Raw genomic sequence first — 22,006 nt, 5'->3', positions numbered from 1 at the left:
GCCGGCGTCGCCTGCGGCGGCGTTCCGGGGTTACTCCGCGGCTTCCGCAGGGCCATCCTCGGCCTTGGGCTTGGGCTTGGCCCGCGCACGGCTGGGCTTTTTGGCCGGTTTGTTCTCGGCGCCCTCGCCGCCGGTCGCAGTCCCGTCCTCGGCGCTCGTCTCGGCCTTGGAGTCGGGTTTCGCGGCAGGCTTGCGCGCGCGCGGCTTGCGCTGCGCCGGCTTCTTGGGCTGCGCCTCGCCGACTGCCTCGGGCTGCCCGTGGTTCTCGGGCGTTTCGACCAGACCGCTGCCGCCGCCATTGCCGTTGTCACCGCGCGGGTCAATCACCTCGGGCTGCGGTGCCGCGGCAGGATCAGACGACGATGAGGCCGCAGCCGCAGCCGCCTCGCGCTCCTGGCGTTCCAGCCGCTCGGCCCGTTCGCGGTCGCGCTCGGCCTGGCGTTCGCGGTTCTGCCGCTCCTGCTCCTCGCGGCGCGCATCGATCTCGCGCTGCGCCTCGTTCAGCATACGCAGGTAGTGTTCCGCGTGCTGCTGAAAGTTTTCGGTCGCGACACGGTCATTGCCCAGTTGCGCATCCCGCGCCAGCTGGTTGTACTTGTCGATAATCTGCTGCGGGGTTCCACGCACCTTGCCTTCAGGGCCGGAGCTGTCGAACACCCGGTTCACGACATTGGCGCCGTTGGGACGGTTGCGGTTCGACTTGGAACGGGAACGTGATTTGGAAGATCTCATCTGCCTAACGTCAGCCTTGAATTGATGCGCCGCAGACCCAAGCAAACGCGCCTTAGCGCCGGATCATCAGCTATTTTGGGCTTGTAGCCGCGGGAACGCCTATAAGGCATTCTCCTCAAGCGGCTTTCTTTGAGTAACCCGTTTTTGGCGGGACAAACAAGAGGCACAATCGGGTTTTCCGCGTTTTTTCTGGTGAAAACGCGATTTAACCCGCTATTTTCCGCTGACGGACGGCAAATGGGCGCGCACCACCCGGTCGCGACCATCCAGATCGGGCAGGACCGCTATGCCCTGCAACCCCGCCTCCGTCAGCAATGCGCTGACCGCCGCACCCTGGGTCGGGCCTATTTCCAGCAACAGCCGCCCCCCAGGCGCCAGATGCGCCGCCACCCCGGCGGCAATCGCGCGGTAGGCCCCCAGCCCGTCACCGCCATCCGTCAGGGCAAGGTCCGGTTCATGCTCGCGCACCTCCTGCGACAGCCCGCCCATCTCGTCCAGCGCGATATAGGGCGGGTTCGACACGATCAGGTCGAATTGGCCCGAAATCCCGTCGAACCAGTCGGACTGCTGGATATCGGCGCGATCGGCGACCCGGTGCAGAACCGCATTGGCGCTGGCCTGCAAGCAGGCGGCCTCGCTGATGTCGACCCCCAGTCCGGTGGCCGTCTGCTGTTCAGCCAACAGCGTCACCAGGATACAGCCCGAGCCCAGCCCAAGGTCGAGAACCCGCGCAAAAGGCTGCGACAAAGCCGCCTCTATCAGGATTTCGGTCTCCGGCCGCGGATCCAGCACATCGCGCGAGACTTTGAAACGGCGCCCATAAAATTGCCGCTCCCCCACCAGATGCGAGACCGGCACTCGGATCGCGCGTAGGGAAATCAGCTGTTCATAGCGTTCAGCCACATCGCTCGCCAGCTCCTCGGGGGCGATCAGGGTCACCCGGCTGGCCTCGATCCGGGCAGCATGGGCCAGCAGAACCCGCGCATCCCGTGCCGGATCCGGCACCCCGGCCGCGCGCAACCGCGCGGTGGCTGCTACCATCGCCTGCGCCGCCGTCTCCGCCATGCTCACTGCCCCATCTCGGCCAGCAGCCGCGCCTGGTTGTCCGCGGTCAGCGCGTCGATCACCTCATCCAGATCCCCCCCCATCACCTGCTCCAGCTTGTACAGCGTCAGGTTGATGCGGTGGTCGGTCATCCGTCCTTGCGGAAAATTATAGGTGCGAATGCGTTCTGAGCGGTCGCCCGAGCCGACCTGGCTGGCACGATCTGCCGAGCGCTCGCTGTCGATCCGCTGGCGCTCTGCATCAAACAAGCGGGCCTTCAGCACCTGCATGGCGATCTCGCGGTTGCGATGTTGCGATTTCTCGGAACTGGTCACCACAATGCCGCTGGGCAAGTGGGTGATCCTGACGGCCGAGTCGGTGGTGTTCACGTGCTGCCCGCCCGCCCCGGAGGACCGCATGGTGTCAATGCGCAGATCATTCGGGTCGATCTGGATGTCCACGTCCTCCGCCTCGGGCAGCACCGCGACGGTGGCGGCGGAAGTATGGATGCGGCCGCCGCTTTCGGTCGCGGGCACCCGCTGCACCCGGTGGACACCGGATTCGTACTTCAGCCGGGCAAAGACATTCTCGCCCTTGATATGCGCTACCACTTCCTTGATGCCGCCGAGCTCGGTGGCCTGTTCCTCGATGATGTCGAATTTCCAGCCCCGCGCCTCGGCATAGCGCTGGTACATGCGCAAAAGGTCGGCCGCAAACAGCGCCGCCTCGTCGCCGCCCGTCCCGGGGCGGATCTCAAGCATCGCCGGGCGCGCATCGGCGGCATCCTTGGGCAAGAGCGCCAGTTGCAGCGCATGTTCGGCCTCGGGGATCGCGGCCTTCAGCCCTGGGATTTCCTCCGCGGCCAGATCCTTCATGTCCGGATCCGCCAGCATCGCCTCGGCCTCTTCCAGATCGTTCCGCAGCTTGCGATAGGCGCTTACCTGCTCGGCCACCGGGCGCAGGTCGGAATATTCCTTGGCGAGGGCCGCAATATCGCCCCCCCCGGCACCATCCGCCATCGCGGCTTCCAGATACTGAAACCGTTGCAGGATCTGTTCCAACCGTTCCTCGGGGATCATGGATGCGCCTATTGTTGTTCATGTTTTGGCCGATTGACCCCCATGTGATATGCTAGAGCCATGCGACATGCCAGAGTCCTTATTGCCACAATTCTCCTCAGCCTGCCCGCCGCAGGACTGGCGGATGTGACCGGGCCGGGCGGCAAGACCATTGATTGCTACTGCACCGACAAATCCGGCGCGCGGGTCGAACTGGGAGAGCTGCGCTGCCTGCGGGTGGACGGGCGGATGTTCATGGCGCAATGCCAGATGTCGCTGAACGTGCCGATGTGGCGCGAGGTGCAAAGCAGCTGCGTGACGGCGTCGCTGCCTCTCGCACCCCAGGCTTCACAATCGCCAGCCGAGCTGCCCCCACTCTCAGCCCCTTCCGCAGGGTGACGCGCTCCGGTAGTGACTCGACAGCGGCTGCCTGACGGGCCCATTTGCGGAACCGGACAGGCGGGCGGCTCCGCGGTGCCGGGTTGACCGCAAGGCCAGCGCCCCTGCGACGCCGCCCGGAGCATCAATCCACGAAAGGGGGGAGCCGACCCAGACGCCGCTGCTTGCAGTCGGCATCGTCGAGGGCGCTGAGATTGCTGACGACGCGGCAGCGATGCGGCTTTGCCCAGCAACCGCTGTGGACGCCGCGGTACCGCCGGATGCACAGGCCCCTGAAAAGATCCTGTAATCAGGCGCAGATGGCAGAACGGAGACACAGAACGCCCCAACGGGCCCGTTGCCGCAGAAGTGGCCAGGGGCAAATCTCCTGATTTCCGCCTCCGTCCAGTTGCTACCGGCACTGCCGCTAAACCGGCCGTTCGCGTCGCTATCAAAACGCAGCTCCTTGCTGGAGGGGGCTCCGCCGCAGGCCGTAAGCAGCGCACAGCAGACCAGTGCCAGACCAGGTACGGCAAATTTCCTGGCCACATATTTCCAGATTTATCCATTTAAGACAATGCGATACCGGTCATTCTAAGTCGAAACTCCTGACCGTGGAAGACACCTCTTCCCATACATGCCCCCCTTCAGGTCAAGCGTGGCAAGCCCAGCGCGGCCTGCCCTTCAAACCACGTCTCAGTAGAAGAAAGCGGCTGTTTCACCCCGCGCGGTGCCACGCGCAACGGTGTGGGGTATCGCCGATAAACTGCGAACCGGCTGGAGAGCTGGACCTACTCCCCCGCGCGGACCTCAGGGCGCATCCCGCTCCATTTCCGCCAGCCAATGATTGATCCGCTCGCGATTGGCACCCAGATCCGAGCGCCCGAACCGCAGCCGGGCGTAGACCTTCAGCAAATCACCATCTTGCGCGGCGGTGGTGTAGTCGGGAAAGCCCAGCACCTGGGTGCGGGTGATATAGGTCACCATGCCATCCTGCGGACCGCCGGCCAGCACGCTGGTGCGCGGCGCGGCGCTGGCGATCCGGTGAAAGCGCTCCAACCCGCCAGGGCCAGTGCGCACCACGCGGAACACGCCGCCGCGAAATTCCTTGTCCTCCGACAGCTCCGGTTGCGTGTTCCAGTCCAGCGGATCGCTGGGGGCCAGCCGAATGAACCCCAGAACAGCCACCACAGCGGCCAGCGCCAGCCAGAGCAGCAGCATCAGCCGCCTTATTGCGGTATCAAGGTCAAGCCCTGCCTCCTCATCGCGCGTGCCGCAGGGGCTGTTGCCCGCCCGCCCCGGACGTCTACTTCGTCGTCACCCCCGGCAAAACGCACAGCAGCTCATACAGCAGGTTGGCGCCAACCAATGCCGTATTGCCCGAGGGATCATAGGGCGGCGAAACCTCCACCAGGTCACAGCCCACGATATTGATCCCCCGCAGCGCGCGGATCAGCTCCAGCGCCTGCGGCGTTGTCAGCCCGCCAATTTCGGGCGTGCCGGTGCCCGGCGCATAGGCCGGATCGAGGCTATCAATATCATAGGACACATAGACCGGCCTATTGCCGATATCGCGACGAATTTCCGCACCCATCTGGTGCAGCGACCGCCCCCACAGTTCCTGCGCCGGGAAGTGCTGGAAGCCCCAGCTCTGCGCCTCGGAGAAATCCGTGGCCGCATAGCCGGTTCCACGGATGCCGATCTGATAGGTCTTGTCGGGTACCACCAGCCCTTCCTCATAGGCGCGGCGGAAGACGGTGCCATGGGTTTCGCGCTCGCCGAACATCTCGTCGTTCACATCCGCATGGGCGTCCACATGCACCAGCGCCACGGGGCCATATTTATCGGCGATGGCACGCAGGATCGGCAGGGTGATCGAATGATCGCCACCCATCGCCACCGGGATCACCCCGCCCGACAGGATCGCCGAATAGCTGTCCTGAATGATGCGCAGTGAGTCCGGCAGCGAAAAGGTGTTGATCGCCAAATCGCCAATATCAGCGATGTTCAGACTGTCGAACGGTGCCGCGCCGGTGGCCATGTTATAGGGCCGCAGCATGGCACTCTCGGCGCGGATCTGCTTGGGACCAAACCGTGTGCCCGACCGCCACGAGGTGCCGATATCCATCGGGATCCCAAGGACCGCCACATCCAGCCCCTCCAGCGAGGTTGCCTGCGGCAGTCGCATGTATGTGTTCGGGCCCGAAAACCGCGCCAGGTCATTTCCGCTGATCGGTTGATTGAAGTCAGTCATTGTCCCTCATGTTCCAGCCCAGAAGGCAGATGATCTCCATCGCCACATGTGCCCCGGCAATAGCAGTTGCACCCGTGGTGTCAAAGGGGGGAGAGACCTCGACCACGTCGCCGCCCTTGAGATTGATGCCCGCAATGCCCCGCAGGATGCGCGCGGCCTGTGCCGTCGTCAGCCCGCCCCAGACCGGCGTGCCGGTACCGGGTGCATAGGCCGGGTCCAGCCCGTCGATGTCAAAGCTCAGATAGGCGGGCCGATCGCCGAGGATCGCCTTGATCCGCCGCGCGGTTTCATCGGCGCCGATCTCATGCACCGTGGGGGCGTCAATGATATTGACCCCCAGCGTATCCTCATTGGTGGTGCGGATGCCCACCTGCACCGAGGTCGCAGGATCGACGATGCCGGATTTCACCGCCTTGTAGAACATGGTGCCATGGTCGACGCGGGAAAAGTCATCATCCGCCCAGGTGTCGGTATGGGCATCGAACTGGACCAGCGAGATCGGCCCGTATTTCTCGGCATAGGCCTTGAGGATCGGAAAGCTGATGTAATGATCGCCCCCCAACGTGACCGAGGCCGTGCCGCTGTCCAGAATGCCGCGGATATGCTGCGTCAACGTGTCGGGAAAGGCAGGCACATTGGCATAGTCAAACGCCACATCACCATAATCGACGATCGCCAGTTCGCTCAGCGGGTCATAGCCCCAGCCATAGGGCGCATCCGGGCTTTGCAAGGCACTCGCCTCGCGGATCGCCCGCGGCCCCAGCCGGGTGCCGGGGCGGTTGGTCACCGCCTGATCAAACGGCACGCCAGTGACGGCGATATCCGCATGGGTCAGATCCTTGCTGTAGCGGCGGCGCAGAAACGACAGCGCCCCGCCAAAGGTATTTTCGAACGTCAGCCCCTTCAGATCCTCACGGGTAAAGGCTTGATCCACCTGCGTTTTGGCATCTTCCAGCGCCATGTCGTCACCTCTTTGCTATGTCTATGGCGGGATGGCCGCCGGTAATTTGATCAAATACCGACTTGCGCCGCGTTTGTCACCTGTCCGCAGGTGCACCAGTCACCCCAGCGGCTGCGCCCGTTCCACCAGCCGCGCAAAGAAGGACGCGCCCACCGGCGCGATGTCATCGTTGAAATCATATTTCGGGTGATGCAGCCCGGCGCTGTCGCCCTGGCCCAGGAACAAATAGGCACCGGGCCGCGCCTGAAGCATAAAGGCAAAATCCTCTGCGCCCATCTCGCGGCCGCCATTGGCTTCGACATTGCCTTCGCCGGCGATCTCCTGCGCCACCTGCGCGGCGAACTCCGCCTTGGCCGCATCGTTGATGGTGGCCGGATAGCCGACCTCATACTTCAGCTCGGCCTCGACGCCGTAGCTGGCCGCCTGCCCCGCCACGATCTCCTGCATCCGCCGCATCACCATCTTCTGCACCTCCGGGTTGAAGGTGCGCACGGTGCCGTTGATATAGGCGGTGTCCGGGATCACATTGTCGGTGCTGCCGGTGTGGATCTGGGTGACCGAAACCACCAGATCCTCCAGCGTGTGATGGTTGCGGCTGACAATGGTCTGGATCGCCTGCGCGATGCCACAAGCCGCCATCACCGGATCGCGAGACTCATGCGGCATGGCGCCGTGGCCGCCTTTGCCCTGGATGTGGATGTGGAATTCGTCCACCGCCGCCATCAGCGCGCCGGGGGTGGTCAGGAAATACCCCTCCGACAGGCCGGGCGCATTATGCAGCGCATAGACCTGGCCGATGTCAAACCGCTCCATGATGCCTTCTTCGACCATGATGCGGGCACCGCCGATGGCCTCTTCGGCGGGCTGAAAGATCAGCGCGACGCGGCCCTTGAAGTTGCGCGTCTCCGCCAGATATTTCGCCGCCCCCAGCAACATCGTGGTATGGCCGTCATGACCACAGGCATGCATGTTGCCCACATGGCCAGAGGCATAATCCACCCCGGTATCCTCCGCAATTGGCAGCGCGTCCATATCCGCACGCAGGCCAATCGTCGGCCCCTCCCCCTGGCCGTTGATGATCGCCACCATACCGCTGGTGGCAAGGCCTTCATGCAGCTCATCCACGCCGATCTCACGCAGCCGCGCGGCGACAAACGCCGCCGTCTTGGGCAGATCCAGCGCCAGCTCCGGGATCTGGTGCAGATGCCGCCGCCAGGTCTTCATCTCTTCGGCATAATCGGCAATACGGTTCACGACCGGCATGGGGGTGGACTCCTGTTCCAGACTGCGGATGATGCATCTGACACTGAACCAAGCAGAGCCGCAATGCCCGAAACTGACCTGATCCACAATGAGACCGCCGGCATCGAACGGTTGCTGGAAATCATGGCGCGCCTGCGCGATCCCAAGACCGGCTGCCCCTGGGACATCGAACAGGACTTTGCCAGCATCGCCCCCTATACCATTGAAGAGGCGTATGAAGTCGCCGACGCCATCGAACGTGAAGCCTGGGATGAGCTGAAGGGCGAGCTGGGCGATCTGCTGTTCCAGTCGGTCTTTCACGCGCAAATGGCCGCCGAAGCCGGGCATTTCACCTTTCAGGATGTGGTCACCACCATGTCCAACAAGATGGTGTCGCGCCACCCGCATGTCTTTGGCGACGAAAGCCGCGAAAAATCCGCCGAGCAGCAGACGTCGGACTGGGAGGCCATCAAGGCCGCGGAACGCGCGGAGAAGGCCGAAACCGGCACTCTGGATGGTGTCGCGGTGGGGCTGCCTGCCCTGCTGCGCGCCTACAAGCTGCAAAAACGCGCCGCCCGCGTCGGGTTTGACTGGCCCTCAGCCGACAATGTCATCGCCAAGATCCACGAGGAATGCGCCGAACTGGTCGAGGCCCGCGACACCCTGACCCAAACAGAGGTCGAGGAAGAATTCGGCGACCTTCTGTTCGTGATGGCCAACCTCGGCCGTCACCTGGGGGTGGAGCCGGAAGCCGCCCTGCGCGCCGCCAATGCCAAGTTCACCCGCCGGTTCGAAGGCGTCGAGGCCAAGCTGGCCGCCCGTGGCAAGCGCCCCGAGAACAGCGACCTTGCGGAAATGGACGCGCTTTGGGATGCGGTCAAGGCAGAGGAGCGCGGCGAGGCCTGACCCGCCCCTCATCTTTCCCCAAATACTCAGATCCCACTCTCTCTGCGCTGCTTTGCCCTTTGCAGAAACACCCCAAACCACCGTCACAGCCTGCAAGCGCGGTTCAATCCGCCGCCCCGAACACGTAACCTGATGCCAAAACACCAGCGGAGAGGACCATGAGCCGCAGAAAAATCATTATCGACACCGATCCGGGCCAGGACGACGCCGTTGCCATCCTGCTGGCGCTGGCCAGCCCACAGGAGCTGGACCTGCTGGCCATCACCTGCGTGGCCGGCAATGTGCCGTTGGAGCGGACCCAGACCAATGCCCGCATCGTGCTGGAGGCCGCAGGCCACACCGATGTGCCGGTCTACGCTGGCTGCGCTGCGCCGTTGCACCGCCCCCTGGTGACCGCAGAACACGTGCATGGAAAGACTGGCCTTGACGGCCCCGCCCTGTGGGAGCCGCAGATGCCGCTGGCGACAGGCTCCGCTGTCGATGCCATTATCGACACCCTTCGCAGCCATGACCCCGGCACCGTCACCCTATGCACCCTCGGGCCGCTCACCAACGTGGCCGCCGCCTTCAACACCGCCCCCGACATCATCAGCCGGGTGCAGGAGGTGGTGATGATGGGCGGCGCCTATTTCGAGGTTGGCAACATCACCCCCGCAGCCGAATTCAACATCTACGTCGACCCGGAAGCCGCCGAGATCGTTTTCAAATCCGGCGCACCCGTCACGGTGATGCCGCTGGATGTGACGCATAAGGTGCTGGCGACCCGCCCCCGCATCGAGGCGATCCGCGCGCTGGACAGTCGCGTAGGCCACTTCTCCGCCGAGATGCTCGACTTCTTTGAACGTTTCGACGTGGAAAAATACGGCTCCGAAGGTGGGCCGCTGCATGACCCTTGTGTCATCGCCTGGCTGCTGCGCCCGGAACTGTTTTCGGGGCGTCAGGTGAATGTCGAGGTCGAAACCCGCTCCGAGCTGACCCTCGGCATGACCGTGGCCGACTGGTGGGGCGTCACCGACCGTCAGCCCAATGCACTGTTCATCGGCGATGTGGAGGCTGACGGCTTCTTTGACCTGCTGACCCAGCGGCTGGCCCGGCTATGAGCGCGGCCCTGCACCTCGCCAAGCCCGAACATCTGGAACAGGTGCTGGCCCTGGTCGCCGCCTTTCATGCCGAAACCGGGCTGCACAGCAACGATGACCACCGCCGTGCCGGGATCGAACCGCTGCTGGAGGGCCACCCCTATGGCGCGGTCTACCTGATCGGCCCCACCCGTGCGCCGATCGGCTACATCGTCATCACCTTTGGCTGGTCGGTGGAATTCGGCGGCATGGACGGTTTTGTAGACGAGCTGTACATCCGTCCCGCCGTCCGCGGCCGCGGCGTCGCAACCGAGGTGCTGACGGAACTGCCGAAATCGCTCGCCGGGGCTGGCGTGCGCGCGCTGCATCTGGAGGTCGACCGTGAGAACGAGACCGCCCAGGGGCTCTACCTGCGCACAAGGTTCAAGCCGCGCAAGAATTACATTCTGATGACCAAGGAGCTGTGACACCTCCACTCGGCGCACTTTTGCCGATACAGCCTGTCAGTCCGGCGTCTGCGCGCCTGCAGGCCCAGCAGCCGCCCGAAACGGTTGGAACCTTTGCCATGGTGGCAGAGTTGTAGTGTCATATGCGGCCCCTTGGCGGGCTGCTTGGACCTTTGAAAATGGAGACACTTACATGACCTTCCGCTGGATCCCCGTCCTCGCAAGCACTGCCACCATCACACTGGGTGCCTGCACCAATCTGACCCCGGAGCAACGCACCGTGGCTGGTGTGGCCGGTGGCGCCGCCGCGGGCCTGATCGCTGCGGACGCACTGAAGGCCGACGACGACTGGAAACTGATCGCCGCCCTCGGCGGGGCTGCCGCCGGCACCGTGGTTGCGCAGAACAACCAGACGAAACAATGCGCCTATTCTCGTGGCGACGGCACCTACTACACCGCCGCATGCTAAAAGCCTGACCGCCGCGCTGGCGCCCTGTTCCGGCCCGTTCAGGGCGCCAGCGCCGTCAGCTGCGCGAAGGCGTGGCTCAGCTCACACCCCCGGCGGCACCGACGCGGGTGAAAACATGTTCATCTGTTGCACTGGATCGCCGCCTGCGGCATCGAGGCCGCTGAACGGATACTTCTGCGTATTACCGCACCCCAACAGTGTCGAAAGAATTGCACAGATTGCGACTGTGCGAAGGACTCGCAGCGTCATGGCCTGTTCCCCTCTCCGGCAACGCCCCTCGCGTTGCACGACGCAAACATAACATAACACCGGCGTGTACGTCTGTGATCTACACCACATTGGGCCGCGGACAGCCGGGTCGCGCCAAAGCGCCAGCTTCCGAACTCGCCACATCATCCCAAATGCAAAAGCCCCGCCGGAGAACCGGCGGGGCTTCAGGAACAGGCTAGCCTCCTGATCGCGTCAGGCCATGGGCTTACTTCAGGATCGAACGGCCCGCGTATTCAGCCACTTCGCCCAGCATTTCCTCGATGCGGATCAGCTGGTTGTACTTCGCGAGCCGGTCAGAACGCGCCAACGAGCCGGTCTTGATCTGACCGCAGTTCGTCGCCACCGCGAGGTCGGCAATCGTCGCATCCTCAGTCTCGCCCGAGCGGTGGCTCATCACGTTGGTATAGCGCGCACGATGGGCCATATCGACCGCCTTCAGGGTCTCGGTCAGGGTGCCGATCTGGTTCACCTTGACCAGCATCGAGTTTGCACAGCCACGCTCAATACCGTCCGCCAGACGCGCCGGGTTGGTCACGAACAGGTCGTCACCCACCAGCTGCACCTTGTCGCCCAGCTCATCAGTCAGTGCTTTCCAGCCATCCCAGTCGTCCTCGCCCATGCCATCCTCGATCGAGATGATCGGGTAATCCTTCACCAGCGCCGCCAGATAGGCCACGTTCTCTTGGGATGTCAGCGTCTTGCCTTCGCCGGCCAGCACGTATTTGCCATCCTTGTAGTATTCGGTCGCGGCGCAATCCAGCGCCAGGTAGATTTCCTCGCCTGGCTTGTAGCCCGCCTTCTCAATCGACTTCAGCACGAAATCCAGCGCTTCGCGGGTCGAGGCGATGTTGGGGGCAAAGCCGCCCTCGTCGCCGATGCCGGTGGACAGACCCGCAGCCGACAGCTCTTTCTTCAGGGTGTGGAACACTTCGGAGCCCATGCGCACCGCGTCGCGGATGTTTTCCGCGGCCACAGGCATGATCATGAATTCCTGAATGTCGATCGGATTGTCTGCATGCTCGCCACCGTTGATGATGTTCATCATCGGCACCGGCAGCATCCGCGCCGAGGTGCCACCGATATAGCGATACAGCGGCTGGCTAGTGAAATCGGCGGCGGCCTTGGCCACCGCCATCGACACGCCCAGAATGGCGTTGGCGCCCAGGCGGCCCTTGTTGTCGGTGCCGTCCAGCTCAATCATCGCCTGGTCAACCGCGACCTGCTCGGTGGCATCAAAGCCAACCAGTTCCTCGGCGATCTCGCCGTTCACTGCGGCGACCGCTTCCAGAACGCCCTTGCCCATGTAGCGGCTCTTGTCCCCGTCGCGCTTTTCCACCGCCTCATAGGCACCGGTTGATGCGCCTGAGGGCACCGCGGCGCGGCCCAGGGTGCCATCCTCCAGCACAACGTCGACCTCTACCGTCGGGTTGCCCCGGCTGTCGAGGATTTCGCGGGCGTGAATGTCGATAATGGTGCTCATCTGTCCATCCTTGGTTGGGCCTGAAAGCGGCGCGTTCCGTTGCCAGCGTCATAGCAGCCGGGGCAGAAAAGTAAACCGGTCTCGTTATCGCTAACACGCCTATTCACGGTGGTTTAGGGCTAACATGCCCCTGTTTGCGCCAACAGCCGCCTGCGGCCGAGCAGTTGGGACATCAGGCCGCAGCCTCGCCCGCCAACCGCTGCGCGGCCTGGCGGCGCGCCTGCCGCGCCAGACGCTGTTCGCGCACGAAGGTATAAAGCCCCGAGCCGATAATCAGCGCAGCGCCTGCCAGTGTCAGCGCATCGGGCCGCTCGCCAAAGACGACGATGCCGACCAGGATCGAGAACAGCAGCCGGGTATAGCGGAATGGCGTCACCGCGGCGGCATCCCCCACCCGCATCGCCACCACGATACCGTAGTAGCCCAGCACGCCGAAGATGCCGCCGCCCAGCATCATCCACCATTCCACGCTGTGCAGCATCCGCGCCTCGCCGGGGGTCAAGGCCAGCAGCAACGCGCCCGCCGGCAGCAGCGTGACATAGGCCTGAAAGCTCAGCACCGAAGACGGCACTGCGCTGTCCATCCTGCGGGTCAGCAGATCCCGCGCCGCCACCCCCAGCACCGCGATCACCACCAGCAAGGCCGCCGGTTCAAAGCCGTCAAGGCCGGGGCGGATAATCAGCAGCACCCCGGCAAACCCGGTGCAGATCGCCAGCCAGCGCCGCCAGCCCACGTCTTCGCCCAGAAACAGCGCCGCCCCCATGGTGATAACCAGCGGCGTTGCCTGAAACACCGCCGCCACGGTCGAAATCTCTACCTGTGCCAGCGCCGTGGCAAAGGCCATCGCCGACACCATCTCGGTCGCGGCGCGCATCACCGGCTTCGGCCGCCAGGCCTCGGGCGCGAACAACGCCGCCCGCTGCGCCTTAGCCAGCACCGCAAAGACCGCCGCACAGAACACCCCCAGAAGAATCAGGATCTGTCCCACCGGCAGCGTCCCCGACAGCCGTTTGATAAACATGTCCTCAAGGGTGAAGAACGCCATCGAAGCCATCACCAGCAGAATGCCATGTAGATTGTTCATTGGGGCGCGCTCCTGTTTTGTCTGCCGGCAGGTCAGCCGGAATCCCGGCGACAAAAGCGGCAAATCACCGCCGCTACAACTCCGATTGCGACAGGCTTGCATGACATACTGTGAGACCGCGCATCAGCATTCGTGATGCAAGCGGCCCTCGCCGCGGCTGCCACCTGAACTTGCAGCGAAAAACCTGGCCCCCGCCCGCCGGTCGCTCAGCCGCCCTTGCGCGGCACACCGTAAAGTTCCAGCTTGTGGCCGCGCAGCTCATAGCCCAGCTTGCGGGCGATCCGCTCCTGCAACGCCTCGATCTCCGGGTCGCAGAATTCGATCACCGCGCCGGTGTTCATGTCGATCAGATGGTCGTGATGCTCGCGGTCCGCATCCTCATAACGGGCGCGCCCGTCGCCGAATTCCAACCGGTCCAGGATGCCCGCCTCCTCGAACAGCTTGACGGTGCGATACACCGTGGCAATCGAGATCGCCGCGTCCCGCGCGCTCGCACGGGCATAGAGCTCCTCAACGTCCGGGTGGTCGTCGCTGTCCTGCAAGACCCGCGCAATAACCCGGCGCTGGCCGGTCATCCGCAGCCCCTTGGCCTCGCAACGGGCGATTATCGTCTCTCGCATCGGCATCCTCGCGTCTTCTGGCCTTTCTCTTTAGCGGATGCACTGCGCGCCGAAAACAGGCTTTTCGCACCCATCACTGGTTGACATTTCGCTTGTCCGCGGCCATCTACCGCCAAGGCATCCCTCCCTGCCGCGTGAGCAGAGACCAAAAACCGGCTGCGCTTCCAGCGCTCAACCAGTTGTCCGGGGTCTAGTGATATGCCGTCATTCCCAAAATCACGCGTGGGGATTTCAGAGGCCAGCGGCCTGGCATCCGGCCAGCGCGCGCCCGAGGTCCCTGACCCGCAAGATACCGCTGCGCAAGCTGCGGATCCGGCTCGTGCATTCCGCAGGGCCGTGAAAGGACGATACGTGACTGAATTTTCGACCATGGGGCTTCCTGAAAAGCTCCTCGCCCGCCTCCAGGACCTGGGTCTCAACGAGCCCACACCAATCCAGGCGCGCGCCATTCCCCATGCGCTGAACGGCCAAGACGTGCTGGGGCTGGCACAGACCGGCACCGGCAAGACCGCTGCCTTCGGCGTGCCGCTGATCGCACAGATGCTGCAATATGGCCGCAAGCCCGCCGCCCACACCGTGCGCGGCCTGGTGCTGGCGCCCACGCGCGAGCTGGCCAACCAGATCGCCGACACCCTCAAGGGCCTCACCGAAGGCTCTCCGATGAAGGTCGGCCTGGTGGTGGGCGGCGTGTCCATCAACCCGCAGATCTCCCGCATTGCCAAGGGCACCGACATCCTGGTCGCGACCCCCGGCCGCCTGATCGACATTCTCGATCGCGGCGCGCTGGATCTTGGCTCCTGCGACTTCCTGGTGCTGGACGAGGCGGACCAGATGCTGGACCTCGGCTTCATCCACACCCTGCGCAAGATCGCGGCGCTGCTGCCGACCGAGCGTCAGACCATGCTGTTCTCGGCGACCATGCCCAAGCAAATGAACGAGATCGCCAACTCCTATCTGCAAAGCCCTGTCCGCATTGAGGTTTCGCCTCCGGGCAAGGCCGCGGACAAGGTCACCCAGTCGGTGCATTTCATTGCCAAGGCCGAAAAGCTGAGCCTGTTGAAGGAGCTGCTGGCCGATCACAAGGACGAGCGTGCGCTGGTCTTTGGCCGCACCAAGCACGGCATGGAAAAGCTGATGAAGACCCTGGACAAGGCAGGCTTTGCCGCGGCCGCGATCCATGGCAACAAAAGCCAAGGCCAGCGTGAACGCGCCCTTGCCGCCTTCAAATCCGGGCAAATCAAGGTCTTGGTCGCCACCGATGTGGCGGCGCGTGGTCTCGACATCCCGGACGTGAAACACGTCTACAACTACGAGCTGCCCAATGTTCCGGACGCCTACGTGCACCGCATCGGCCGCACCGCCCGCGCGGGCAAGGACGGCGCCGCGATCGCCTTCTGCTCGCCCGACGAGATGGATGAGCTGAAGGCCATCCAGAAGGTGATGAAGATCACCATCCCCGTGGCCTCCGGCCGCGCCTGGGAGGCGATGCCGGATCCCACCGCCCCTGTCGGCAAGCCGGGCCGTCGGCCGAACGGCCGCCGCGGTGGCGGCGGAGGTGGCGCCTTTGCTGGCGGCAAACCGGGTGGCCAGCGCCGCCGCGGCGGTGGTGGCGGCTCTGGCGGACAGGGCAAGCCGGCCGGTGCCAAGGCGGGCGCCACCCAGCGCGGCGGTCAAAAGCAGCGCGCGCGCTGAACCGCGCGCCGCAGGTCCGGGTCAAAGATGGCAGCGTTGCGGCGCTGTCATCCTGATGCGGCTCGGTAGGTGACACGCTTGAATTGGCGCCTTGGGGCAGGCTTGCCTCAGGGCGCTTTTCTTTTGCCGCGAAGACGACCGCGCTGCGCAGCAGCGCCCGGCCCAAGGCCGACAGGGCGTTTCAGGCGCAGCCTGAACCGCCCGCGGGCGCGGGAGCTGCTCCCTGCTGCCGCTCCCGTCTGGCACGTGCCTCTGCTCGCCGCCTTCGCCCGGTCCTCAAAGTCCCTCAGGACCTAGACAGCTTGGAAATCCGCCCAGACCGGCAAATGGTCCGAGGCCACATGCGCCGGCCGCCCGCCATGAACCCCATGCGCCACGGCCTTCAGCCGGTGACAATGGGCAATCCGGTCCAGCGCCCCCAATGGTCGCAGCGCCGGAAAGCTGGGTTTGCGCGGCAGGAAGTGCAGCTGCGGCGCAATATGCTCCAGCACCGGGGTGCGCGACCACTCGTTGAAATCTCCCGCCAGCACCACCGCCTCTTCCGGCGCCGAGGCCGCTGCTGCCAGCGCGTGCATCTGCGCGCGCCGGGCGCGCCCGGTCAGCCCCAAATGCGCGCCGATCACCCGCAGCGGCCCAAGCCCCGTGTCCAGCTGCACCCAGACCGCGCCGCGTGGCTCCAGTCCCGGAAGGGCGATATGCCCCGTATCCTTCAGCTGCACCGCGCCGCGATACAACACCGCGTTGCCATGCCAGCCCAGCGAGCCCGCGCCGCCCAGATCCGCAGCCTTCCAGCCCCCTTCCGCGACCAGAAACGGAGGCAGCGCCGCGGGCCGCGGCGGCAACCGCTTATCAGCCTCCTGCAAGACCACGACATCCGCGCGCAGCCCGTCCAGCACCTGCAAGATGCGCTCTGGGCGCCGCCGCAGATCCAGGCCGATGCATTTCTGAATGTTGTAGGTGGCGATCCGCACCCCGTTCCGGGATGGTTCATCCGGCATCCGCGTCCTCCGCTGCTTTTTGCACAGTGTGAACCAGTCGCGGCCATTCGCCAACCGCGCCGGTTGCTGGGGGCTGTTCTGCCCCCTCCTGGGCCTGCGGCTCAGTTCACCCCCGAGAGTATTGCCGACCATAAAGAGAGTCTCGGGCAGCAGAAATCCGGGGCTGGATCAGGTGCCGCAAAAGGTGGCCTGCACCACCTCATCTGGCGCGGGCGGGCGCTGCAAGTCGGCGTGTTCCGGCTGGTCGTCGTAGGGGCGCGCCAGGACCGTGTTCAGCCGGTGAAACGGCGCGTAATCCCCTGCCACTGCGCTGGCGATCATCTCCTCTATGCGGTGATTGCGCGGGATGAAGGCCGGATTGGCCTGACGCATCACCGCCTGCGGGTCCGGCTCATCCTGCAGTCGCGCCTGCCAATCTTCGGCCCAGCCATCGAACGCCGCCGGATCGGTAAACTGATCCCGCACGGCGCCGTCGCCCAGCGCGCGGAAGGTGTTGGTGAAATCGCTCTGGTTCTGCGCCATGCGTTCCAGCAACCCCGTGACCAGCTCCAAATCGCCGTCTTCAGCCGAGGTAATCCCCAGCTTGGCCCGGAACCGGGCCAGCCAGGCCGCCTCCAGCAGCTGCGGCATCGCATGCACGATCTCCGTGGCCTCCTCGACGCTCGCCTGCGGATCCTCCATTTGCTGGATCAGCGCGGTGGCCAGCTGCGCCAAGTTCCACACCGCGATATTGGGCTGATTGGCATAGGCATAGCGCCCACCCCGGTCGATCGAGGAAAACACCGTGTTCGGGTGGTACACATCCATGAAGGCGCAGGGCCCGTAATCAATTGTCTCGCCCGAGATCGACGAATTATCGGTGTTCATCACCCCGTGGATGAAGCCCACCGACATCCAGGCGGAGATCAGCGCGACCTGCTGGTCGCGCACCGCCCGCAACAGGCCCATCGGCCCCTGTGCTTCGGGATAATGGCGCGCAATGGCATAGTCTGTCAGCTGCCGCAGACTGTCCGCGTCGCCGCGCGCGGCAAAAACCTGAAACGTGCCCACCCGCAGATGGCTGGCGGCCACCCGAGTCAGCACCGCGCCGGGCAGGCCTCCCTCGCGCCAGACCGTTTCGCCGGTTGCGACTGCCGCCAGCGCACGGGTGGTGGGGATGCCCAATGCGTGCATCGCCTCGCTCACCACATATTCGCGCAGCACCGGTCCCATCCAGGCGCGCCCGTCACCGCCACGCGAATAAGGTGTGCGCCCCGACCCTTTCAGCTGGATGTCGCGCCGGACGCCATCCGTCCCGACCACCTCTCCCAGAAGGATCGCCCGGCCATCGCCCAACTGCGGATTATAGGTGCCGAACTGGTGCCCCGCATAAAGCTGCGCCAGCGGCTCGGCCCCTGCGGGAACCACATTGCCGCCAAAGACCTGCGCCATCTCAGACGCCTCAGCGGCGCGGATCCCCAGCACGGCGGCCAGGTCGTCGTTGAAGGCCAACAGGGTCGGCGCCGTCACCGGCACAGGCGGCAGTTTGCTGTGGAAGCCCTGTGGCAGGGCGGCGTATGTATTGTCGAACGGGATCATGACTGTCATGGCCCAAACATATGACCCGGGCCGGGATTTACCAGCACCAAAGAGGAGACAGCCCAGATGACCGCAGATCAGATCATCGAACACCTCGGCCTGCAGCAGCACCCCGAGGGCGGCTGGTACAAGGAGACCTGGCGCGCCGAAAATGGCGGCCGCCCCACAGGCACCTGCATTTATTTCCTGCTCAAAGGAGGCGAGCGCAGCCACTGGCACCGCGTCGATGCCGCTGAGATCTGGCTGTACCACGCAGGCGCGCCTCTGGTCCTGTCAATGGCGGCGAGCGATGCAGGCCCGGCGCAGGACCACCTGCTGACCCCGGATCTGACCGCGGGTGCGCCGCAGTTGATCGTGCCCGAAGGCCATTGGCAAGCGGCCCGCAGCACCGGCGATTACACGCTGGTCAGCTGCACAGTGTCGCCGGGCTTTCAGTTTGCGGGGTTTGAGTTGGCAGCCCCCGATTTCGACATCCCCCGCTGACGCCCGCCAATCGGCGCAGATTCCTTATGCAGGAATTTGGCAAGAATTCTCGGGAATTCTTGTGCCCGGAACAGCCCAGTCACTCCCCCGGCACGCTCACCACGCCGCCGCCGACACAGGCCCGCACGCCGGTGGTGCCGGGGGCCGAGGTCGGCATGCCCCGCGCCACCCGCACCGCCAGATGGGCAAAGGCCTGCGCCTCCAGCATGTCGCCATCAAGGCCCGCCTCCTCCACCGGCTGCACCGGGCAGTCCAGCGACACCCGCAGCATCTCCATCAGCACCGGATTGTGCCGCCCGCCGCCGGTGGCCAGCACCCGCTCGGGCGGTTCCGGGCAATGCTCCATCCCCTGTGCGACACTGGCCGCGCACATCGCCGTCAGCGTGGCGGCGGCGTCGGCATCGCTCAGCTCGCGCACCAGCGTGACCATCTCGGCAAAATCATTCCGGTCCAGCGACTTGGGCGGCATGCGCGCAAAGTAAGGCTCAGCCAGAAACAGCTCCAGCGCGCCGGTTTCCACGGTGCCGGAACGCGCCACATTGCCGTCCGCGTCCCAGGGGATGCCCAGCCGCTCCTGTACCAGATCGTTGACCGGCGCATTGGCCGGGCCGGTGTCAAAGGCAACCAGCGCGCCAGGATCCTCGGGGCGGTCGAATCTGGGATCGACATAGGTGAGATTGCCAACCCCACCGAGGTTCAGGAAGCACACTGGGCGCGTGGCACCGATGTATTTGGCGCAGGCAAAGTGAAAGAACGGCGCCAGCGGCGCGCCCTCGCCGCCCATCGCGACATCGGCGCTGCGAAAGTCCCAGACCACCGGCCTGCCCAGCCGCTCCGCCAACGCAGCACCGTTGCCCACCTGCAACGTGCCCTGTCGCCGCGGCGCATGGGCCAGGGTCTGGCCGTGAAAGCCGATGATTTCCGCCGCGCTGAAACCCGCCAGCACCTCGGCGTGGGTGCGATCGCAGACCTCTGCCGCAGCCTCTACCTCTGCCCCTGTCCACCTGCCAAGGCCCGCACGCAACACCGCGCGTTCCTCAGCCGTATATTCGCGGTAGCGGCTCTCGCCGAACCCCTGGATGCGCGCCCCGTCGGTAATCACCTCCGCCGCATCCACCCCGTCCAGCGAGGTGCCGCTCATCGCGCCCAATGCCCGCACCATGCCCGTCTTTGCGATGGCTCTGCCCATCCGCCTGCCCCTTCACAGCCTCCGGGCCTGTCCTGCCCGCGTCCCGCGATACTACCGCGCATAAATTGCCGGGAAAACAGGTTCCAACCCGCGCGGATGCGATTTATAGGGGCTAGGTGCAAACCAAGAGACCGAGGCATGTCATGACCTACACTCCCAAATCGGATTTCATCGCAGTGATGATGGAACGCGGCTACCTGGCCGACTGCACCGATTATCAGGGCCTGGACGAGGCGCTGCTGAAGGGAGTTCAGCCTGCCTATATCGGCTATGACGCCACGGCGCAGTCGCTGCACGTCGGACACCTTCTGAACATCATGATGCTGCGCTGGCTGCAAAAGACCGGCCACAAGCCGATCACCCTGATGGGCGGCGGCACCACCAAGGTGGGCGATCCGTCGTTCCGCTCGGACGAGCGCCCGCTGCTGGGCCCCGAACAGATCGACGCCAACATCGCCGGAATGCGCAAGGTCTTTGGCAATTACCTCACCTACGGCGACGGTGACACCGATGCCATCATGCTCAACAACGCGGAATGGCTCGACAACCTGAACTACCTGGAATTCCTGCGCGACATCGGCCGCCACTTCTCGGTGAACCGGATGCTGTCGTTCGAGAGCGTGAAATCCCGCCTCGACCGCGAGCAGTCGCTGTCGTTCCTGGAATTCAACTACATGATCCTTCAGGCCTATGACTTCATGGAGCTGAACCGCCGCTATGGCTGCATCCTGCAAATGGGCGGTTCGGACCAGTGGGGCAATATCGTCAACGGTATCGACCTCACCCGCCGGGTGATCGACCATGAGGTCTACGGCCTCACTTCACCGCTGCTGACCACCTCGGACGGCCGCAAGATGGGCAAGAGCCAGGGCGGCGCGATCTGGCTGAATGGCGAGATGCTCTCGCCGTATGAGTTCTGGCAGTTCTGGCGCAACACCACCGACGCCGACGTGGGCCGCTTCCTCAAGCTCTATACCGAGCTGCCGGTCGACGAATGCGAGCGCCTCGGCGCGTTGCAGGGGTCTGAGATCAACGAGGGCAAGGTGATCCTTGCCAATGAGGTGACCAAGCTGCTGCACGGCGCAGACGCGGCTGCGGCGGCCGAAGCCACCGCCCGCGAAGTGTTCGAGAAGGGCGGCGTCGGCGACGACCTTCCCACGCTGACGCTGTCGCCTGCGGATCTGGGCGATGGCATCTCGATCGTGCAGTTGATCGTGAAATCCGGCCTTGCGAAATCCGGCAAGGACGCCAAGCGCCTGATCGCCGAAAACGGCGCCAAGCTGGACGACCAGCCGCTGACCGATGCGGGGCTGATGATCGATGCCGACGCATTGACCGCGCCAATCAAGCTGAGCGCGGGCAAGAAACGCCACGCGTTGGTTCAGCTGGACGGCTGAACCGGCCGACACCGCACCAGCGAAAGGGAGCCTCAGGGCTCCCTTTTTTTTCTGCGTCATCGCACTGCTTTTGGGGCCACAGGCCGTGCGGAGAGGACGCCCGGCTTGGATACTTGCGGCAGCTAGAATGAACACGATGGCGCTCGCCCGGTACGCCGCTGGAATTCAATGCATTTCTCTCTGGAGCAAGCGCCTGACTACGGGCGCTCCGATCACCCGGGCGCTTTGAGGCCCAGAAAGCGTTCTCCAAGACGCGCCTCCAACATTCCCGCCGGTAGTGTTTGTTGCCGATGGAGGCCCACAAGATCCACCAAGCGCCCCAGCACAGCCGCGTAGCTAACCGCTTCGCCCCATTGCTTGCGCACAGTATTCGGGCCTGAGGCGCATCACAGCCGCTCGGAAGGGATGGCAATCTGAGCGGTCAACATACGTCGGGTCTCTGGGGCGCCCACCGGCGCTGCGGCATGCACTGCGCGGGAGCGCCGGGCGCCCTTGTCAGCATCCGCAAACACTCCCGCCCATTCCCGGCCCATCACAGATGGGTCGTCATGGTTGGGCCCGGCAGCGCGCTGACGCGCGCTGCGGTTGCTCTGTCAGTGCGAGAAGTGTCCGACGCGGCCAGTGGGCTGTCCACTTTTTAGCTCTG

At 64.7% G+C, this 22,006-nt stretch carries 21 protein-coding genes; 8 read left to right on the top strand and 13 right to left on the bottom strand.

Features of this window, described 5'->3' with window-relative positions; all coding sequences use genetic code 11:
- Nucleotides 1–30: 30 nt before the first annotated feature.
- The 3 genes from AC0IPL_RS10330 to prfA form a co-directional block, all read right to left on the bottom strand.
- Nucleotides 31–732, bottom strand: coding sequence for a DUF4167 domain-containing protein (locus AC0IPL_RS10330; RefSeq protein WP_474274209.1), 702 nt, complete (start codon nt 730–732; stop codon nt 31–33).
- A 213-nt stretch (nt 733–945) separates the two neighbouring features.
- Nucleotides 946–1,797 carry a peptide chain release factor N(5)-glutamine methyltransferase gene (prmC, locus tag AC0IPL_RS10325; RefSeq protein ID WP_474274207.1) on the bottom strand — a complete coding sequence of 284 codons (852 nt, stop codon included), beginning with the start codon at nt 1,795–1,797 and terminating at the stop codon, nt 946–948.
- Nucleotides 1,798–1,799: 2 nt separating this feature from the next.
- The gene (gene prfA, locus AC0IPL_RS10320) at nt 1,800–2,855 is read right to left on the bottom strand and encodes a peptide chain release factor 1 (RefSeq protein WP_474274203.1); all 1,056 of its coding nucleotides are present in this window, start codon (nt 2,853–2,855) and stop codon (nt 1,800–1,802) included.
- A gap of 60 nt (nt 2,856–2,915) precedes the next feature.
- Between prfA and AC0IPL_RS10315 the strand changes: the two genes are divergently transcribed.
- Nucleotides 2,916–3,233, top strand: coding sequence for a hypothetical protein (locus AC0IPL_RS10315; RefSeq protein ID WP_474274201.1), 318 nt, complete (start codon nt 2,916–2,918; stop codon nt 3,231–3,233).
- Nucleotides 3,234–4,022: 789 nt separating this feature from the next.
- Here AC0IPL_RS10315 and AC0IPL_RS10310 read toward each other — a convergent pair.
- From AC0IPL_RS10310 to AC0IPL_RS10295, 4 genes are all read right to left on the bottom strand, one after another.
- Nucleotides 4,023–4,433 (bottom strand): DUF1499 domain-containing protein, encoded by a 411-nt coding sequence (locus tag AC0IPL_RS10310; RefSeq protein WP_474274200.1) that lies wholly within the window; start codon nt 4,431–4,433, stop codon nt 4,023–4,025.
- Nucleotides 4,434–4,518: 85 nt separating this feature from the next.
- Nucleotides 4,519–5,466, bottom strand: coding sequence for an agmatinase (speB, locus tag AC0IPL_RS10305; protein ID WP_474274198.1), 948 nt, complete (start codon nt 5,464–5,466; stop codon nt 4,519–4,521).
- The gene (gene speB, locus AC0IPL_RS10300) at nt 5,459–6,427 is read right to left on the bottom strand and encodes an agmatinase (RefSeq protein WP_474274197.1); all 969 of its coding nucleotides are present in this window, start codon (nt 6,425–6,427) and stop codon (nt 5,459–5,461) included. The genes speB (AC0IPL_RS10305) and speB (AC0IPL_RS10300) overlap by 8 nt, the downstream gene beginning before the upstream one ends.
- Before the next feature lie 99 nt (nt 6,428–6,526).
- Nucleotides 6,527–7,690: a M20 aminoacylase family protein gene (locus AC0IPL_RS10295; protein ID WP_474274195.1), complete on the bottom strand. Its 1,164-nt coding sequence runs from the start codon at nt 7,688–7,690 to the stop codon at nt 6,527–6,529.
- Nucleotides 7,691–7,753: 63 nt separating this feature from the next.
- Between AC0IPL_RS10295 and mazG the strand changes: the two genes are divergently transcribed.
- The 4 genes from mazG to AC0IPL_RS10275 all read left to right on the top strand — a co-directional run bounded on the left by mazG (nt 7,754) and on the right by AC0IPL_RS10275 (nt 10,569).
- Complete coding sequence (gene mazG, locus AC0IPL_RS10290; RefSeq protein WP_474274193.1) at nt 7,754–8,575, top strand: nucleoside triphosphate pyrophosphohydrolase; 822 nt, start codon at nt 7,754–7,756, stop codon at nt 8,573–8,575.
- A 158-nt stretch (nt 8,576–8,733) separates the two neighbouring features.
- Nucleotides 8,734–9,675 carry a nucleoside hydrolase gene (locus AC0IPL_RS10285; RefSeq protein WP_474274191.1) on the top strand — a complete coding sequence of 314 codons (942 nt, stop codon included), beginning with the start codon at nt 8,734–8,736 and terminating at the stop codon, nt 9,673–9,675.
- The gene (locus AC0IPL_RS10280; RefSeq protein ID WP_474274189.1) at nt 9,672–10,121 is read left to right on the top strand and encodes a GNAT family N-acetyltransferase; all 450 of its coding nucleotides are present in this window, start codon (nt 9,672–9,674) and stop codon (nt 10,119–10,121) included. Before AC0IPL_RS10285 ends, AC0IPL_RS10280 begins: the two co-directional genes overlap by 4 nt.
- 172 nt (nt 10,122–10,293) lie before the next feature.
- The gene (locus AC0IPL_RS10275; protein ID WP_474274187.1) at nt 10,294–10,569 is read left to right on the top strand and encodes a glycine zipper 2TM domain-containing protein; all 276 of its coding nucleotides are present in this window, start codon (nt 10,294–10,296) and stop codon (nt 10,567–10,569) included.
- A 475-nt stretch (nt 10,570–11,044) separates the two neighbouring features.
- Here the strand turns inward: AC0IPL_RS10275 and eno are convergent, their stop codons facing one another.
- From eno to AC0IPL_RS10260, 3 genes are all read right to left on the bottom strand, one after another.
- On the bottom strand, nt 11,045–12,319 hold the full coding sequence (gene eno, locus AC0IPL_RS10270) for a phosphopyruvate hydratase (protein WP_474274185.1): 1,275 nt from the start codon (nt 12,317–12,319) through the stop codon (nt 11,045–11,047).
- Nucleotides 12,320–12,491: 172 nt separating this feature from the next.
- Nucleotides 12,492–13,403 carry a DMT family transporter gene (locus tag AC0IPL_RS10265; protein ID WP_474274183.1) on the bottom strand — a complete coding sequence of 304 codons (912 nt, stop codon included), beginning with the start codon at nt 13,401–13,403 and terminating at the stop codon, nt 12,492–12,494.
- Between the two features lie 206 nt (nt 13,404–13,609).
- The gene (locus AC0IPL_RS10260; protein WP_474274180.1) at nt 13,610–14,023 is read right to left on the bottom strand and encodes a Fur family transcriptional regulator; all 414 of its coding nucleotides are present in this window, start codon (nt 14,021–14,023) and stop codon (nt 13,610–13,612) included.
- Between the two features lie 351 nt (nt 14,024–14,374).
- On the opposite strand from AC0IPL_RS10260, the gene AC0IPL_RS10255 reads away from it, so the two are divergent.
- A complete protein-coding gene (locus AC0IPL_RS10255) occupies nt 14,375–15,715 on the top strand; it encodes a DEAD/DEAH box helicase (protein WP_474274178.1) in 1,341 nt (446 codons plus the stop codon).
- 293 nt (nt 15,716–16,008) lie between these two features.
- On the opposite strand, the gene AC0IPL_RS10250 is transcribed toward AC0IPL_RS10255, so the two are convergent.
- On the bottom strand, nt 16,009–16,713 hold the full coding sequence (locus AC0IPL_RS10250; RefSeq protein ID WP_474274177.1) for an endonuclease/exonuclease/phosphatase family protein: 705 nt from the start codon (nt 16,711–16,713) through the stop codon (nt 16,009–16,011).
- A gap of 168 nt (nt 16,714–16,881) precedes the next feature.
- The gene (locus AC0IPL_RS10245) at nt 16,882–18,300 is read right to left on the bottom strand and encodes a protein adenylyltransferase SelO (RefSeq protein WP_474274176.1); all 1,419 of its coding nucleotides are present in this window, start codon (nt 18,298–18,300) and stop codon (nt 16,882–16,884) included.
- Between the two features lie 57 nt (nt 18,301–18,357).
- Here AC0IPL_RS10245 and AC0IPL_RS10240 point away from each other — a divergent pair, with 57 nt between their 5' ends.
- Complete coding sequence (locus AC0IPL_RS10240) at nt 18,358–18,774, top strand: cupin domain-containing protein (protein WP_474274174.1); 417 nt, start codon at nt 18,358–18,360, stop codon at nt 18,772–18,774.
- A 79-nt stretch (nt 18,775–18,853) separates the two neighbouring features.
- On the opposite strand, the gene AC0IPL_RS10235 is transcribed toward AC0IPL_RS10240, so the two are convergent.
- Nucleotides 18,854–19,963, bottom strand: a complete 1,110-nt coding sequence (locus AC0IPL_RS10235; RefSeq protein ID WP_474274172.1) for an anhydro-N-acetylmuramic acid kinase — start codon at nt 19,961–19,963, stop codon at nt 18,854–18,856.
- A gap of 143 nt (nt 19,964–20,106) precedes the next feature.
- On the opposite strand from AC0IPL_RS10235, the gene tyrS reads away from it, so the two are divergent.
- Nucleotides 20,107–21,360 (top strand): tyrosine--tRNA ligase, encoded by a 1,254-nt coding sequence (gene tyrS / locus AC0IPL_RS10230; protein WP_474274170.1) that lies wholly within the window; start codon nt 20,107–20,109, stop codon nt 21,358–21,360.
- Nucleotides 21,361–22,006: the final 646 nt, after the last annotated feature.

It is taken from the genome of Leisingera sp. SA32, from assembly GCF_056033425.1.
Note: the sequence above shows the minus strand (reverse complement) of the source record. Positions and strands in the feature narration are given on the sequence as shown.

Excerpts from the sequence above, each read along its gene's own strand:
- AC0IPL_RS10330 (WP_474274209.1), bottom strand. The coding sequence starts at position 732 with ATGAGATCTTCCAAATCACGTTCCCGTTCCAAGTCGAACCGCAACCGT.
- prmC (WP_474274207.1), bottom strand. The coding sequence starts at position 1,797 with ATGGCGGAGACGGCGGCGCAGGCGATGGTAGCAGCCACCGCGCGGTTG.
- prfA (WP_474274203.1), bottom strand. The coding sequence starts at position 2,855 with ATGATCCCCGAGGAACGGTTGGAACAGATCCTGCAACGGTTTCAGTAT.
- AC0IPL_RS10315 (WP_474274201.1), top strand. The coding sequence starts at position 2,916 with ATGCGACATGCCAGAGTCCTTATTGCCACAATTCTCCTCAGCCTGCCC.
- AC0IPL_RS10310 (WP_474274200.1), bottom strand. The coding sequence starts at position 4,433 with ATGCTGCTGCTCTGGCTGGCGCTGGCCGCTGTGGTGGCTGTTCTGGGG.
- speB (WP_474274198.1), bottom strand. The coding sequence starts at position 5,466 with ATGACTGACTTCAATCAACCGATCAGCGGAAATGACCTGGCGCGGTTT.
- speB (WP_474274197.1), bottom strand. The coding sequence starts at position 6,427 with ATGGCGCTGGAAGATGCCAAAACGCAGGTGGATCAAGCCTTTACCCGT.
- AC0IPL_RS10295 (WP_474274195.1), bottom strand. The coding sequence starts at position 7,690 with ATGCCGGTCGTGAACCGTATTGCCGATTATGCCGAAGAGATGAAGACC.
- mazG (WP_474274193.1), top strand. The coding sequence starts at position 7,754 with ATGCCCGAAACTGACCTGATCCACAATGAGACCGCCGGCATCGAACGG.
- AC0IPL_RS10285 (WP_474274191.1), top strand. The coding sequence starts at position 8,734 with ATGAGCCGCAGAAAAATCATTATCGACACCGATCCGGGCCAGGACGAC.
- AC0IPL_RS10280 (WP_474274189.1), top strand. The coding sequence starts at position 9,672 with ATGAGCGCGGCCCTGCACCTCGCCAAGCCCGAACATCTGGAACAGGTG.
- AC0IPL_RS10275 (WP_474274187.1), top strand. The coding sequence starts at position 10,294 with ATGACCTTCCGCTGGATCCCCGTCCTCGCAAGCACTGCCACCATCACA.
- eno (WP_474274185.1), bottom strand. The coding sequence starts at position 12,319 with ATGAGCACCATTATCGACATTCACGCCCGCGAAATCCTCGACAGCCGG.
- AC0IPL_RS10265 (WP_474274183.1), bottom strand. The coding sequence starts at position 13,403 with ATGAACAATCTACATGGCATTCTGCTGGTGATGGCTTCGATGGCGTTC.
- AC0IPL_RS10260 (WP_474274180.1), bottom strand. The coding sequence starts at position 14,023 with ATGCGAGAGACGATAATCGCCCGTTGCGAGGCCAAGGGGCTGCGGATG.
- AC0IPL_RS10250 (WP_474274177.1), bottom strand. The coding sequence starts at position 16,713 with ATGCCGGATGAACCATCCCGGAACGGGGTGCGGATCGCCACCTACAAC.
- AC0IPL_RS10245 (WP_474274176.1), bottom strand. The coding sequence starts at position 18,300 with ATGACAGTCATGATCCCGTTCGACAATACATACGCCGCCCTGCCACAG.
- AC0IPL_RS10240 (WP_474274174.1), top strand. The coding sequence starts at position 18,358 with ATGACCGCAGATCAGATCATCGAACACCTCGGCCTGCAGCAGCACCCC.
- AC0IPL_RS10235 (WP_474274172.1), bottom strand. The coding sequence starts at position 19,963 with ATGGGCAGAGCCATCGCAAAGACGGGCATGGTGCGGGCATTGGGCGCG.
- tyrS (WP_474274170.1), top strand. The coding sequence starts at position 20,107 with ATGACCTACACTCCCAAATCGGATTTCATCGCAGTGATGATGGAACGC.